At 62.8% G+C, this 13595-nt stretch carries 12 protein-coding genes; 7 read left to right on the top strand and 5 right to left on the bottom strand.

All coding sequences use genetic code 11. The annotated features are described in order from the left end of the window. The first annotated feature begins 3 nt into the window (after positions 1-3). The 3 genes from ACVJNE_RS13150 (at position 4) to ACVJNE_RS13140 (ending at position 4798) form a co-directional block, all read left to right on the top strand. Positions 4-1296: a M16 family metallopeptidase gene (locus tag ACVJNE_RS13150; RefSeq protein WP_499566182.1), complete on the top strand. Its 1293-nt coding sequence runs from the start codon at positions 4-6 to the stop codon at positions 1294-1296. 12 nt (positions 1297-1308) lie between these two features. Continuing rightward, the gene (locus tag ACVJNE_RS13145; RefSeq protein WP_499566180.1) at positions 1309-1905 is read left to right on the top strand and encodes a GNAT family N-acetyltransferase; all 597 of its coding nucleotides are present in this window, start codon (positions 1309-1311) and stop codon (positions 1903-1905) included. A gap of 67 nt (positions 1906-1972) precedes the next feature. After that, entirely contained in the window at positions 1973-4798 is a 2826-nt protein-coding gene (locus tag ACVJNE_RS13140; protein WP_499566492.1) for an EAL domain-containing protein, read from the top strand. 48 nt (positions 4799-4846) lie between these two features. On the opposite strand, the gene ACVJNE_RS13135 is transcribed toward ACVJNE_RS13140, so the two are convergent. Beyond that, positions 4847-5452 carry a YqgE/AlgH family protein gene (locus tag ACVJNE_RS13135; RefSeq protein WP_368802554.1) on the bottom strand — a complete coding sequence of 202 codons (606 nt, stop codon included), beginning with the start codon at positions 5450-5452 and terminating at the stop codon, positions 4847-4849. A gap of 143 nt (positions 5453-5595) precedes the next feature. On the opposite strand from ACVJNE_RS13135, the gene ACVJNE_RS13130 reads away from it, so the two are divergent. Then, positions 5596-6393, top strand: coding sequence for a protein-disulfide reductase DsbD domain-containing protein (locus tag ACVJNE_RS13130; protein ID WP_499566178.1), 798 nt, complete (start codon positions 5596-5598; stop codon positions 6391-6393). 81 nt (positions 6394-6474) lie between these two features. Then, a complete protein-coding gene (locus ACVJNE_RS13125; RefSeq protein ID WP_173190164.1) occupies positions 6475-6960 on the top strand; it encodes a peroxiredoxin in 486 nt (161 codons plus the stop codon). Positions 6961-6963: 3 nt separating this feature from the next. Here the strand turns inward: ACVJNE_RS13125 and ACVJNE_RS13120 are convergent, their stop codons facing one another. The 3 genes from ACVJNE_RS13120 to ACVJNE_RS13110 all read right to left on the bottom strand — a co-directional run bounded on the left by ACVJNE_RS13120 (position 6964) and on the right by ACVJNE_RS13110 (position 9298). Further along, positions 6964-7344, bottom strand: coding sequence for a DUF427 domain-containing protein (locus ACVJNE_RS13120; protein ID WP_499566176.1), 381 nt, complete (start codon positions 7342-7344; stop codon positions 6964-6966). Positions 7345-7405: 61 nt separating this feature from the next. Next, complete coding sequence (locus tag ACVJNE_RS13115) at positions 7406-8800, bottom strand: aminotransferase (RefSeq protein WP_499566174.1); 1395 nt, start codon at positions 8798-8800, stop codon at positions 7406-7408. Positions 8801-8908: 108 nt separating this feature from the next. Then, positions 8909-9298 (bottom strand): hypothetical protein, encoded by a 390-nt coding sequence (locus ACVJNE_RS13110; protein ID WP_499566172.1) that lies wholly within the window; start codon positions 9296-9298, stop codon positions 8909-8911. Positions 9299-9548: 250 nt separating this feature from the next. On the opposite strand from ACVJNE_RS13110, the gene ACVJNE_RS13105 reads away from it, so the two are divergent. Further along, positions 9549-11177, top strand: a complete 1629-nt coding sequence (locus tag ACVJNE_RS13105) for a fatty-acid--CoA ligase (protein WP_499566170.1) — start codon at positions 9549-9551, stop codon at positions 11175-11177. An 18-nt stretch (positions 11178-11195) separates the two neighbouring features. On the opposite strand, the gene ACVJNE_RS13100 is transcribed toward ACVJNE_RS13105, so the two are convergent. Continuing rightward, positions 11196-11870: a winged helix-turn-helix transcriptional regulator gene (locus ACVJNE_RS13100; RefSeq protein ID WP_499566168.1), complete on the bottom strand. Its 675-nt coding sequence runs from the start codon at positions 11868-11870 to the stop codon at positions 11196-11198. A gap of 142 nt (positions 11871-12012) precedes the next feature. Here ACVJNE_RS13100 and ACVJNE_RS13095 point away from each other — a divergent pair, with 142 nt between their 5' ends. Further along, positions 12013-13578, top strand: coding sequence for an MFS transporter (locus ACVJNE_RS13095; protein WP_499566166.1), 1566 nt, complete (start codon positions 12013-12015; stop codon positions 13576-13578). Positions 13579-13595: the final 17 nt, after the last annotated feature.

Genomic DNA, 13595 nt, shown 5'->3' with positions numbered 1-13595 from the left:
TATATGGGTGTTGAGGTAAGCCGTCTGTCGAACGGCCTGACGGTCGCCACCGAAACCCTTCCCCACATCGAGTCCGTTGCCCTTGGCGTCTGGGTCAAATCCGGCGCCCGCAACGAACGCGACGACGAGCACGGCCTGGCGCATCTGCTGGAACATATGGCCTTCAAGGGCACCAGTGGCAGAAGCGCATGGAGGATCGCCTCCGAGATCGAGGATGTGGGCGGGGAGATCAACGCGGCGACAAGCGTCGAGACCACCTCCTTCTTTGCGCGGGTGCTCAAGGACGACGTTCCGCTCGCAGTGGACATCCTCGCTGACATCCTGACCGACTCAAAGTTCGACCCGCAGGAACTCGAACGCGAACAGCACGTGATCCTTCAGGAGATCGGTGCCGCTCACGACACGCCCGACGACATCGTGTTCGACCGCTTCACCGAAACGGCCTTTCGCGATCAGACGCTCGGACGCTCCATTCTCGGAACGCCGGAAACGGTGAAATCCTTCACCTCGGAACAACTGCATAAATTCATCGAGCGGCAGTATGGGGCAGACCGCATGGTGGTGGTCGCCGCCGGCGGCGTGACCCATGACGAGTTCGTCCGTGAGGTGGAGAAGCGTCTCGGCGGGTTCCGTGCCCACGCCAAGATAGAAGAGCCTCGCCAGGCGATCTATACAGGCGGCGACTATCGCGAAAGCCGTGATCTGATGGATGCCCAGATCGTGCTTGGTTTCGAGGGTCGTGCCTATCATGTGCGCGACTTTTACGCCTCTCAGGTGCTTTCCATGATCCTCGGCGGGGGCATGTCGTCCCGGCTTTTCCAGGAGGTGCGAGAGAAGCGCGGGCTCTGCTATTCCGTCTACGCGTTTCATTGGGGTTTTTCGGACACCGGTGTTTTCGGCGTCCACGCCGCCACCGGGCGCAGCGACATCGCCGAACTCGTCCCTGTGCTGATCGAGGAACTCCAGCGCGCCGGCAAGGACATCAGTCAGGAGGAGCTTAACCGTGCGCGGGCCCAATATCGTGCGGGGCTCATGATGTCGCGCGAGAGTGCTGCGAGCCGCGCAGGGCAGATCGCGCGCCAGCTTCTGCTGTTTGGGCGTCCGATCGATACCGACGAACTGGTCGACCGCCTGTCGAAGCTGACGATCGAACGCCTGACCGACTTGTCATCGCGGCTGTTCTCCACCAGACCGACGATTGCCGCGGTCGGTCCGGTCGGCATGTTGCCCACTTTCGAGACCGTCAACGACAGCCTGATGGGCATTGCGCCGGCCGCGCGCAAGCTCGCCGTCTGATTTCCAGCTTCAATGCCGGCGCTGCCGTTCTTCAGCCGTCCGAAGCTGACGCTCAAGGGCACGCGTGTTACGCTGCGCTTGCCCGCACCATCCGACTACCACGAATGGGCGGCGTTGAGGCACGAGAGCCGCGCCTTCCTGGAACCGTGGGAGCCGCGCTGGGCGCGTGACGAACTGGAGCGCGCAGGCTGGCGCCACCGCATCCGCCGCTACCGAGAGGAATTTGCGGCCGGCACTGCCATCGCATTTCTGATTTTCGAGAACGAGACTGGTCGGCTCATCGGCGGCGTCACCATCGGCAATATCCGCTACGGCGTCTCGCAATCGGCACAGATCGGGTACTGGATGGGCGAGCGTTACGCCGGCAAGGGGTACATGCAGGATGCGATCCGCGCTCTGATTTCCCATGCGTTCGGCGCGATGAGGTTGCACCGTATCGAGGCCGCCTGTATTCCAGAAAACGCACGTTCAATCCGCGTGCTTGAAAAAGCCGGATTCACGCGTGAAGGACTGTTGCGTTCATACCTGCGCATCAACGGGGTCTGGCAGGATCACTACATATACGCCCTGATCGCGGACGAGCGTCGGGACGCTGAAACAAAAGGCTGAACGTTTGAGACCGACAGTGCGAACGGGGCAACGGCTCGCATGCGCCTTTCTGGCGCTGATCTTTGCGATGCTGGCATTTCCCGCTTCCGCGATCGAGCCGATCAAGATTTCGCGTGAGGATGTCGCGCTCGACCTGTCGCGCGCCGTCGAAATCTACCGCGATCAGGGCGAGAATTTTCAGGTGTCGACGGCTCCCGGCGTCGATGGAATCGTGCGGCGCATCGAGGTCGAAGCGCTGGACGAGCGCTCAAGCGGCGACTGGGCGGTCTTCGCCCTCGCCAACACGACCGACGAGCAGCTCGACCGCCTGATTGTCGCGCCACATTTCAGGCTGGTTGGATCGGGTCTGGTCTGGCCCGATCTCGGCTCGAACCGCATCGCCGCGATCACGCCGAGCGAGGGCTTCGCGCTCGACCGCCAGGCTAGCCGCGACGCGGACGTTTTCCTTGTCACCCTCAATCCGGGATCTGTAGTCACCTTCATCGCCGAACTTTCGTCCCCACGGCTGCCGCAGGTCTATCTCTGGGAGCCGGAGGCTTATAAGGACACGACCAATTCCTACACGCTGTTCCGTGGCATCGTGATCGGCATTGCCGGTCTGCTGGCCTTGTTTCTCACCATCCTTTTCGTGGTCAAGGGCACGTCGATGTTCCCGGCCACGGCGGCGCTTTCGTGGGCGGTGCTGGCATATATCTGCATCGACTTCGGCTTCCTCAATCAGGTGTTGGACATTACAGCCGGCAATGAGCAGCTTTGGCGCGCAGGCACAGAGGTAGCGTTGGCGGCCACCTTCGTGGTCTTCCTGTTCACCTATCTGAACCTGAACCGCTGGCACCTTCATTTCAGCTACGGCGCGGTTGCGTGGATACTCGCCCTTCTGGCGCTAGCCGGCGTGGCGCTCTTCGACGCGTCGATTGCTGCCGGGGTGGCGCGTTTCTCCTTCGCGCTGACGGCGGTCGCCGGCATCGGCCTCATCGCCTATCTGTCGTTCCAGGGCTATGATCGCGCGATCATGCTGGTGCCGAGCTGGCTGATGATCCTTGCATGGCTTGTCGGCTCGTGGATGGCCGTGACGGGCGTGCTGGACAACGACATAGTCCAACCCGCGCTGGGTGGCGGTCTCATCCTGATCATTCTGCTGATCGGCTTCACGGTCATGCAGCACGCCTTTGCGGGCGGTGCCCTGCATCAGGGGCTTTTCAGCGACATGGAGCGGCAGGCGCTGGCCGTGACCGGGGCCGGCGACATCGTCTGGGACTGGGATGTGCTGCGCGACCGCGTGGTGACGAAACCCGACGTCTCCAAACAGCTCGGTCTTGCGCCTGGAACCCTCCATGGAGCCGCTCGCAACTGGCTGCCGGCGCTGCATGTCGATGATCGCGATACGTTCCGTACGACGCTCGATGTGATACTCGAACATCGCCGCGGCCGCGTCTCGCAATCCTTCCGGCTGCGCGGCGCCGACGGCCATTATCACTGGTTCACGCTGCGCGCCCGCCCGGTCATCGGCTCCGACGGCGAGGTCATCCGTTGCGTCGGGACGCTGGTCGACGTGACCGAGCAGAAGAAGGCGGAAGAGCGTCTGCTGCACGATGCAGTTCACGACAACCTGACCGGACTGCCGAGCCGCGAACTGTTTCTCAACCGGCTGGAAGCGGTGATCTCCATCGCGCGAACCGAGGAGAGTGTTCGCCCGACGGTAATGGTCATCGACATCGACCGCTTCAAGCAGGTCAATGACGGGCTCGGCATCTCCGCCGGCGACACGATCCTGCTGACGATTGCGAGGCGTCTGCACAGGCTTCTCAAGCCACGCGATTCGCTTTCCCGCTTCGGTGGCGATCAGTTCGCGCTGATGCTGCTTTCCGAACAGGATCCCGCACGCATCGCGGGCGTCGCGGACGCGGTCAAGCAGGCGATCAACGCGCCGATCACTTTTGCCAAGCGCGAGATCGTGCTGGCCGCGTCCATCGGCCTCGTTTCGTGGAACTCCTCGCAGGCCGGGGCCGAGGACATGGTGAAGGACGCGGAACTGGCCATGCATCAGGCCAAGCGCTTCGGGGGTGACCGTATCGAGCCTTTCCGGCCTGCATTCCGCTCCGTGGGTACGGACAGGCTGCAGCTTGAATCGGACCTTCGCCGCGCGGTCGAACGCTCGGAGCTGCGACTTGCCTACCAGCCGATCGTGCGCCTCGAAGATCGTTCGATCGCCGGCTTCGAGGCATTGCTGCGCTGGGAGCATCCACGGCGCGGATCGATTCCACCGTCCGATTTCATTCCAGTGGCCGAAAGCTGCGGGCTGATCGTGCAACTTGGCCTGTTTGCGATGCAACAGGCAGCGGACGATCTTGCTTCGTGGCAGAAACAGGTCGGCGACGTGCCGCTTTCAGTCTCGGTGAATCTGTCGAGCCGCCAACTCATCCGCCGGGATCTCGTCAGCGACGTGCGGTCCATCGTGGCGCGAGCCAATCTTAAGCCGCGCTGTTTCCGGCTGGAATTGACCGAGTCGCTTGTGATGGACAATCCCGAGCAGTCGGCCCACATTCTCGGCAAGCTCAAGCAGTTGGGCATCGGCCTGTCGCTCGACGATTTCGGCACCGGCTATTCGTCGCTTGCCTATCTCACCCGCTTCCCGTTCGATACGATCAAGATCGACAAGAGCTTCGTCGACGATGCCAGCCCGAAGCGAGCAGTGCTGCTGCGGTCGATGGTCAACATGGCGCATGAACTCGGCCTGTCGGTCGTTGCAGAAGGCGTTGCCGACGAGAACGATGCGCTGGAGCTTCGCCAGATGGGTTGCGAATACGTGCAGAGCTATATGTTCGGCCCGCCCATGCAGGCCGATGCGGCGGTCAAGCTGCTGAAGGAGCAGTTTCCGCTGGTGCAGGCCTGATACGCCAGCACCCGCACGAAGAATACTGCCGATATGCCTGCGTTTCGATCAGGCGTGGCCGGCGTCGATGCTCAGATGCGCGGGGTTGATGCCGAGCGAGGCGAGAATCCGATCGTATTTGCGGTCGAGATCGGGATCGAACAGCAGGTCCATGCTGGCAGGGCAGGTGAGCCAGCCATTCTCGGCGATCTCGTGCTCCAGCTGTCCGGCACCCCATCCCGAATAACCCAGCGCCATCAGCGCGTGGCGGGGCCCGCTGCCCGCCGAGATTGCGCGCAGGATATCGACGGTTGCCGTCAGGCAGATCTCATCCGACACCGGCATCGAGGATTCGACCATGTAGTCGTCGCTGTGAAGAACGAAGCCGCGGCTTCGGTCGACGGGCCCACCATGACGGATGACGAGATCACGCGCCTGCGGCGGCAGGCGGATCGCCTGCTTCTCGTCGAGCACGCCAAGCTGTACCAGCAGGTCCGGGAACAGCATTTCCTGAACCTGATTGATGATCAGGCCCATCGCGCCTTCCTCGCTGTGCGCGCAGATATAGATAACCGAGCGCGCGAAGCGCTCGTCCTTCATGCCCGGCATGGCGATGAGGAACTGGTCGTCTAGGAAGCCGGCCCGCGCCGACGTCTTTGAACCCGGAATATCCATGATGGAAGGCTAGCCTGTTTCCTTGCCGCTTGAAAGACGTCGCGAGCCCGCAATCGGGCTGCGGCTTTTCGCTCACACAATTATGATGATGAGCATATCGCCGCCGATTGCGAAACAGACGGAACCGTACCAAGTTCCAGCCCATGAAAATCACCCGCATTTCCGCATCGCTGCTTGTCCTTGCCGTGGCCGGCGCAGGTCACGCTCAGGCTGCTTCCAGCGAATGGCATGACGTCGAGGGAGGCGCGATACGCATCGTGACCAGCGGCGCGCCCGATGCCAGCGGGCAGGTGCGCGGCGCTCTGGAAATCAGGCTCGATCGTGGATGGAAAACCTACTGGCGCGACCCTGGCGAGTCGGGTGTGCCTCCGACGGTCGCGATCCTGGCTGACGGGAAGGAGACGCCGGTCCAGATCGACTACCCGGCGCCCAAGCGGTTCGATGACGGTTATTCCATCTGGGCCGGCTACGACAAATCGGTTTCGCTCGGGCTCACATTCACGCTGCCCGACGATACGGAACACGAACAGGTAGAGGCGGATGTCTTTCTCGGCGTCTGCGAAAGCATCTGCGTGCCGGTGCAGGCGCGGCTGACCCTTGACCCGAATGCCAACGCTCATGCCGGAGATGACATGACCGCCGTCGCTGCGGCATTTGCCGCGATGCCGGGGCCGGCACGAGCGGGATTTGAGGCCAGAGCGGTCGATATGTCGGGTGATCGGATGCAGGTCGAGGCAAAGTTGCCAGAGAATGTGAAGCCGCTGGAACTTTTCGTGGCCGGAACCGAAACGCTGGTGCTGGGCACGGCCGAGCTAGATGTTGCATCACGCACTTTCAGCATAGCCGTCCACGATCGCGACGAGGCTGGCGGCGACAAACAGCTTGCCTACACGCTGATCACCAGCGCGGGCGCGGTCAGCGGAACCCTCGATCTGCCGTGACCTGTTGCGTTCGCGCTGGGCAAAGGCTAACCGTTTCGTCCCACCAATAACCAATCTCCCGCTCTGCCTGAGGTAAACACGATGACGATCGCCGTTGGACAGAAACTGCCCGATGTCAGCTTGAAGACGATGACCGAAGACGGGATGAAAGACCTGAATACGGCGGATATCTTCGCCGGCAAGAAGGTCGTCCTGTTCGGCGTTCCAGGCGCATTCACGCCGACCTGCTCCAACAACCATCTGCCCGGCTATCTCGAGAATTACGATGCGATCCTGGCGCGCGGCGTCGACACCATCGCCGTCGTCGCCGTCAACGACGCCTTCGTGATGTCGGCCTGGGCCCGCTTCACCGGCGGCGAGGGCAAGCTGCTCTATCTGGCAGACGGCAGCGGTGACTTCGCCAAGGCGACCGGGCTCGATCTCGACATGTCCGCACGCGGCCTCGGCCTGCGTTCGGCGCGTTTCTCGATGATCGTCGAAGATGGCACGGTCACCGCGCTGAACATCGAGGATTCTCCCGGCAGCGCCGTCACGTCGGGCGCCGCAGTGATCCTGGAGCAGCTCTGACCGCTACGGCTTCGCGGCGTCGATCCTGACCTTGTCAGGGTAGAAGGCGCCGTGGCTGGCTATGGCGGTCATCTCGTCATAGGGCTCTTCATACACCCACAAGACGTCGTCGGCAGCTTCGCCCTGAGCGCTTACGCTCCAGTAGGTCGCATCGCCCTTGAACGGACAATGCGTGGTCGTAGCGCTTTTCTCAAAATGCTCGAGATAAATGTCTTCCAGGGGAAGATAGAGGACGGGCGGATAACTGCCTTCGCGCAGCTCGAGCGCCCGTTCGGACGATGCGATCACCGCGTCGCCGAAGCGAACCGTTACCGTGCCCGTGTAGGGCTCGACAACGATCCTATGGTCCGGTCGGCGCTGGAAGCCGGGTGCGGGGTTGGGCATGACTTGCTCCTTCGTCGCTTCTCAAAGCTGAAGGTAGGAACGCCAACCGCGATGTGAAGGGCTAGCCGGCGCGCAGGCCTTGCGTGGAAACCCATGCCTCGCAATCGTCGAGGGCCTTTTCCAGCCGGTCGAACAACTCTTCCAGCTCGCTCTCCGTGATGATCATCGGCGGGCACAGCGCGATGGTGTCGCCGATCGCGCGCAGGATCGCACCATGCGCCTCGCAGAACCGCGCGCATTGCGCGCCGACGCCCGACTTGGCGTTGAAGCTGCGCCTGGACGCCTTGTCCGCCACCAACTCGACACCGCCGACCAGCCCGCAATGGCGTGCTTCGCCGACCAGCGGATGGTCCGCCAGCTTGCGCATGCGCTTCTCGAAAACCGGAGCAAGCTTGCGGACGTGGCCGAGTATGTCGCGCCGCTGGTAAATCTCGATAGCCTTGACCCCCAGCGCGCAGCCAAGGGGGTGGCCGCCATAGGTGAAGCCGTGGCCGAAGGTGCCGATCTTGGCCGAATGGTCCACATAGGCCTGATAGATATCCTCCGGCACCATAACGGCGCCCAGCGGCGCATAGGCGGCCGTAAGTTGCTTGGCGGCCGAGATGGTCGTCGGCTTCATGCCCAGCGTCTGGCAACCCCACCAGTTGCCGGTACGTCCGAAACCGTTGATGACCTCGTCGTCGATCAGGATGATGTCGTGCTCGTCGAGCACTTCCTGAATGGCCGGATAGTAGCCGACCGGCGGCACGATCACGCCGCCCGCGCCCATGACGGGTTCGGCGATCATCGCCGCGATGGTGTCCGGTCCCTCGCGCTCGATGAGATCGCGCAGCGAGCCTACGATTCGCGCCACGAACTCGGCCTCGCTCTCGCCCTCCGCACCGAAGCGATAGTAGTGCGGGCAGTCGGTATGCAGCACCCGGTCAACCGGAAGGTCCCAGCCCATATGGTTATAGGGCAGGCCGGTCAGCGACGCCGACATCACGGTCACGCCGTGATAGGCCTTCATGCGCGATATAATCTTCTTCTTCTCGGGCCTGCCGAGCGCGTTGTTCATGTACCAGGCAAGCTTCACCTGGGTGTCGTTGGCCTCCGATCCTGAGGAGGTGAAGAACACCTTGGAGATCGGCATCGGCGCGATCTCCTTCAGCTTCTCTGCGAGCTCGATCGCCGATTCCGTGCCCTTGGCGCCAAACAGGTGGTAGTAGGGAAGCGAGCGGAGCTGCGCGGTGGCTGCCTCCACCATTTCCTCGTCGCCGAAGCCGAGGCCGGCGCACCAAAGACCGGACATGCCTTCGATGTAAGGTTTGCCCTGCGTGTCGTAGACGTAGACACCTTCGCCGCGCTCGATCACCAATGGCCCCATCTCACCGAGCTTGTGGATCGGCGTGTATGGATGCAGCACGGACGCAATGTCGCGTGCCTGAAGATTGGTGAGCGGGATCGGCTGGGTCATCATGGCCTCCTTGGTGGAGACCAAACCTACCTGCTAACGGATGGTCGCGTAAGGTCGCGTGAAGGCTGGTTCACATCGCCGTGGATGCTGGACCATCCCGGCGATGTTTCAGGCGGCGGTCGACCAGCAGTCTGCGAGGCTCGCATAGGCGGCCGCAATTCGTGCAATCGGCAGATCGCTCTCGGATGCCGGTATCACGCTGGCGCTTTCCCCGCTGCATGGCAGGTCGATGATCGCGATCTCGCGGCCTTCGGCACTTTCGAGCGCGATCGCCGCCACCCAGTGGCCGACACCTTCCTTCTCGATCTTCATCTGGAACAGGAGGACGCCGCCGACGGCCTCGACCGTTTCGCGGATCGTCGTCTCGTACTGTTCCTCGCCGATCTCCTTGCGACCGAGCTCCAGCTCGATCTCGACGGCTTCGAGCGATGCTATGACAGCGGGCGGGGCAGGGGGCTGAAGGGGCGGAGGGGTGGTTTCCGCAACTGACATATTCATGGGACGCCTCTTACGACACTGAATTTCTTACCGCCCCGCATTAACGGTTCGGTCGCAAAGATGGCGGCTTTGTGGCGAGCGGTCCAGGGACGCTCGGACGACCTTGGAATCGAGGGGTTGAAGCGCCCTTCCGGTTTCCCGGATTTGCCGCCGCCAACCACATGCCAGGATGAATTTCGAAGGCGGGAGACTGGACAAGCCGCGTGTTCCGGCGAAGACTGCCGACACCAAGAAAAGGAGGAGGAACGCGATGCATGGATTGATGCAGGATTGGCCGCTGCTCTGCCACAAGATACTGGACCACGCGGCAACGCAGCACGGCGCGCGCGAGATCGTTTCGCGCTCGGTCGAGGGGCCGATCGTGCGCACGACCTATGCCGAGACACGCCAGCGCGCGCTTAAGGCGGCCCAGCTTCTCGATCGCGAGGGCTTTGTCGCCGGAGACCGGATCGCCACGCTGGCCTGGAATACCGGGCGGCACCTGGAGGCCTGGTACGGTATCATGGGCGTTGGCGGTGTTTATCACACGCTCAATCCGAGGCTTTTCCCCGAACAGATCGCATGGATCATGAACCACGCCGAGGACAAGGCGCTGTTCGTTGACCTGACCTTCGTGCCGCTGGCCGAGAAGATCGTCCCGCAGGTGCCGTCCGTTAAGCGCGTGATCGTCTTCACCGACAAGGCGCACATGCCGCAGACCTCCTTGCCGAACGCCATCGCCTATGAGGAATGGCTGAACGGCGCCGACGGCGACTTCCGCTGGAAGCAGCTCGAGGAAACGGCCGCCTGCGGAATGTGCTACACCTCCGGGACGACGGGCGACCCGAAGGGGGTCGTCTATTCGCATCGTTCGAACGTTCTTCATGCCATGATCGCACTGGTGCCGGATGCGATGGGGCTCTCCTCGCGCGATACGGTGCTGCCGGTGGTGCCCATGTTCCACGCCAACGCGTGGGGGCTCGCGCAGAGCGCGCCGATGTGCGGGGCAAAGCTCGTCATGCCCGGCGGGCGCATGGACGGCGAGGCGATCTACGAATTGCTGGACACGGAGAAGGTGACCTTCACCGCCGCGGTGCCGACCGTGTGGCTGATGCTGCTGCAGCATCTCGAAGAAAGCGGCAAGAAGCTGCCCTATCTCAAGAAGGTGGTGATCGGCGGCTCTGCCTGCCCGCGCGCCATGACCAAGAAGTTCCAGGAGAACTACGACGTCGAGGTGATCCACGCATGGGGCATGACCGAAATGTCTCCGCTCGGCACGCTGGCCACGATCAAGCCGGAATATCTGGACCTGGAAGGCGACGCCAAGCTCGACATACAGCAGAAGCAGGGTTTCGCGCCCTTCGGCGTCGAGATGAAGGTCACCGACGACGAAAACCGTGATCAGCCATGGGATGGAAAGACCTTCGGCAGGCTGAAGGTGCGCGGGCCGGCCGTTGCCCGCGCCTATTACGGCGGCGCCGGCACCGAGCAGTTCGATGATGAAGGCTGGTTCGACACGGGCGATGTCGCCCACATCGACCCGCAGGGCTACATGCAGATTACCGACCGGGCCAAGGACGTCATCAAGTCCGGCGGCGAGTGGATCTCGACCATCGATCTCGAAAACCTTGCGGTCGGGCACCCCGACGTGGCCGAGGCCGCTGTAATCGGCATTGCGCATCCGAAATGGGACGAGCGGCCTTTGTTGGTCGTCGTGCGCAAGCCGGGCAAGGAACCCTCCAAGGACGAGCTCCTCGGCTTCATGGAAGGGAAGATCGCCAAATGGTGGATGCCGGACGACGTGGTCTTCGTCGACGAGATTCCCCATACCGCCACCGGCAAGATCCAGAAGACGACGCTGCGCAAGCAGTTCGAAACCTACGAGCTGCCGACAGCCTGAGGCCTTCGCCCGCGAACCTTACCCCGCTGCCGTGTTATCTTCGACCGGCAGCGGGAACCATGACAGGAACTGTTCGAAGGCCCCACGGTCGCCGGTTAGCTGAACATCTTTTCCGGCAACGGCGCGATCCAGATCGGCACTGTTGAAAAGCAGCGAGTCCAGTATCGAGGCCTCGGTTACCACCTCGGCGTCGGCATTGCCGTCGTGCCGATGCGCTGCGACTTCGAATTCTCCGTTACTTACCCGAGCGCTGAACGGCACGCCGTCGAGAACAAGCGATAGCCGTAACGCGGCGTCGCCCGCAATCGTCGGGTCGAACAGTGTTCGGAGCGACAGCACCACCGACGCCGCGCTGATAGGCCTGCCCTGTGGCAGGGCAGGCGACTGTGCGCCCCACCGTCCGAGCTCGACCAGAACCGGCTCCAGCGCGCGACCCCAAGGGGTAAGTTCGTAGACGGATGATGCTGCCGGCGGCGGGAGACGGCGCCGGGTGATGATCCCCGCCACCTCCAGGTCTTCCAGCCGCTGTGTCAGGACGTTGGGCGTGATCGTGCGCAGGTCGGCCTTCAGGTCGGAGAAGCGCTTCGGTCCGAACATCAGCTCGCGAACCACCAGCAAAGCCCAGCGCTCGCCGATCAGATCCAGCGCAAACGCCGCGGCGCAGCCATCGTCGTAACTCCGTTTTCCAGCCATTTGTCTCTTTTTCGTATTTGTCAGTAGTAAAATGATATCATCAGATTATAATAGCATACTACGTTATCCGGCCCACATGAAGCCGAGAAACGAAAAGGCAAAACCTCAACCGCCTCGCGGCGTTGGAAAACCGGAGCTATTCATGATCACCACCGCGCCAATGCAATCAACCGCGACACCCCGCGCAACCGTCAAGGAATGGACGGGGCTGGCGGTGCTTGCGCTTCCCTGCATCCTCTATTCCATGGACCTGACGGTGCTGAACCTGGCGGTTCCAAAACTCACAGCCGATCTCGGCCCGAGCGCGGTCGAACTTCTCTGGATCGTCGACATCTACGGTTTCGTGCTGGCTGGCGCGCTGCTTCCCATGGGCGTTCTCGGAGACCGCGTCGGTCGCCGGCGTCTGCTGATGATAGGTGCTGCCGCTTTCGGTCTTGCATCGATTGCCGCTGCGTTCTCGACCACAGTATGGATGCTGATCGCGGCCCGGGCGCTTTTAGGGCTGGCTGCGGCAACGCTTGCGCCTTCGACCCTGTCGCTTGTGACCAACATGTTTCGCGATCCCGCGCAGCGCACCTTTGCGATCGGTGTCTGGATCGCAAGCTTTTCGTCGGGCGCCGCGATCGGGCCGGTGCTGGGCGGCGTGGTGCTTGAATACTATTGGTGGGGCGCCGTCTTCCTGCTTAACGTGCCGATCATGGTGCTGTTGCTGGCTGTGGGGCCGTGGCTGCTTCCCGAAGCACGTGAAGCTGATGCACCCTGGCCTGACTTCGTGAGCGCCGCCTTGTCTATGATCGCCGTCCTGTCTCTCGTCTATGGAATCAAGCTCTTTGCGCATTCCGGCCTTAGCCTTGCCGTCGGTGCGGCGTTGGTTGCGGGCATGCTGATGGCGGCCATCTTCGTGCGCCGGCAGAACCGTCTGACCGATCCGCTCATCGATCTGGCGCTCTTCCGCAGACCGGCGTTCAGCACGGCGCTGGCTGTCAACATTTTCGGCTTCTTCATCGCATTCGGCTCCTTCCTGCTGATCGCGCAATATCTCCAGCTCGCGTTGGGTCTGTCGCCTTTGGAGGCGGGGCTGTGGTCGGCGCCGTCCGGCATCGCCTTCGTGGCCGGTGCGCTGCTCACGCCGCTGATGACTCGCCTTGTCGCCCCGCAGAGGCTGGTTGCCCTAGCCTTGACGGTTGCTGCGGGGGGCTTCCTGATGCTCGGCATCGGCGACGATCCGGACCTCGCGCGGGTCGTTGCGGGCTATGTCATCTTTTCGTTCGGTCTAGCGCCGGTGTTCACGCTGACGACTGACCTGATCGTCTCGGCTGCTCCGCCCGAGCGGGCAGGCTCGGCCGCCGGCATCGCCGAAACCAGCACGGAGCTCGGCGGCGCGTTGGGCATCGCACTCTTGGGCAGCTTCGCTTCCGCACTCTATCGACTGGATCTGGAGAGCGGCGTTCGCGGGATCGTCGGCGGCGATGCGGTCACGGCGGCAAGCGAACCGCTTGGCCGCGTGTCGTCGCTGGCGGCAGCCTTGCCGGCAGAGCAGGGCTCTGCGCTGGTTGCTGCAGCCCAGGCAGCTTTCGGGACCGGATTCCAGATGGCCGCGCTGGCGAGCGCCGCTATCGCGCTCGTGACTGCTGCCGTGACGTTCCTAGTCATCGGGCGGCAAGCAACTCCCGGAGGCCCCTTTGACGCTCCGGTGGCAAGCCGGTAAGAGGCTCGATCAGTCTC

It is taken from the genome of Mesorhizobium sp. DxT, from assembly GCF_058448885.1.
The sequence above is the reverse complement of the archived record's forward strand: the minus strand, read 5'-3'. Positions and strand labels throughout refer to the sequence as shown.

Coding starts and splice junctions, on each gene's coding strand:
- ACVJNE_RS13110 (WP_499566172.1), bottom strand. CDS start 9,298: ATGAATATGTCAGTTGCGGAAACCACCCCTCCGCCCCTTCAGCCCCCT.
- ACVJNE_RS13100 (WP_499566168.1), bottom strand. CDS start 11,870: ATGGCTGGAAAACGGAGTTACGACGATGGCTGCGCCGCGGCGTTTGCG.
- ACVJNE_RS13105 (WP_499566170.1), top strand. CDS start 9,549: ATGCATGGATTGATGCAGGATTGGCCGCTGCTCTGCCACAAGATACTG.
- ACVJNE_RS13120 (WP_499566176.1), bottom strand. CDS start 7,344: ATGCCCAACCCCGCACCCGGCTTCCAGCGCCGACCGGACCATAGGATC.
- ACVJNE_RS13115 (WP_499566174.1), bottom strand. CDS start 8,800: ATGACCCAGCCGATCCCGCTCACCAATCTTCAGGCACGCGACATTGCG.
- ACVJNE_RS13145 (WP_499566180.1), top strand. CDS start 1,309: ATGCCGGCGCTGCCGTTCTTCAGCCGTCCGAAGCTGACGCTCAAGGGC.
- ACVJNE_RS13125 (WP_173190164.1), top strand. CDS start 6,475: ATGACGATCGCCGTTGGACAGAAACTGCCCGATGTCAGCTTGAAGACG.
- ACVJNE_RS13150 (WP_499566182.1), top strand. CDS start 4: ATGGGTGTTGAGGTAAGCCGTCTGTCGAACGGCCTGACGGTCGCCACC.
- ACVJNE_RS13135 (WP_368802554.1), bottom strand. CDS start 5,452: ATGGATATTCCGGGTTCAAAGACGTCGGCGCGGGCCGGCTTCCTAGAC.
- ACVJNE_RS13095 (WP_499566166.1), top strand. CDS start 12,013: ATGATCACCACCGCGCCAATGCAATCAACCGCGACACCCCGCGCAACC.
- ACVJNE_RS13130 (WP_499566178.1), top strand. CDS start 5,596: ATGAAAATCACCCGCATTTCCGCATCGCTGCTTGTCCTTGCCGTGGCC.
- ACVJNE_RS13140 (WP_499566492.1), top strand. CDS start 1,973: ATGCTGGCATTTCCCGCTTCCGCGATCGAGCCGATCAAGATTTCGCGT.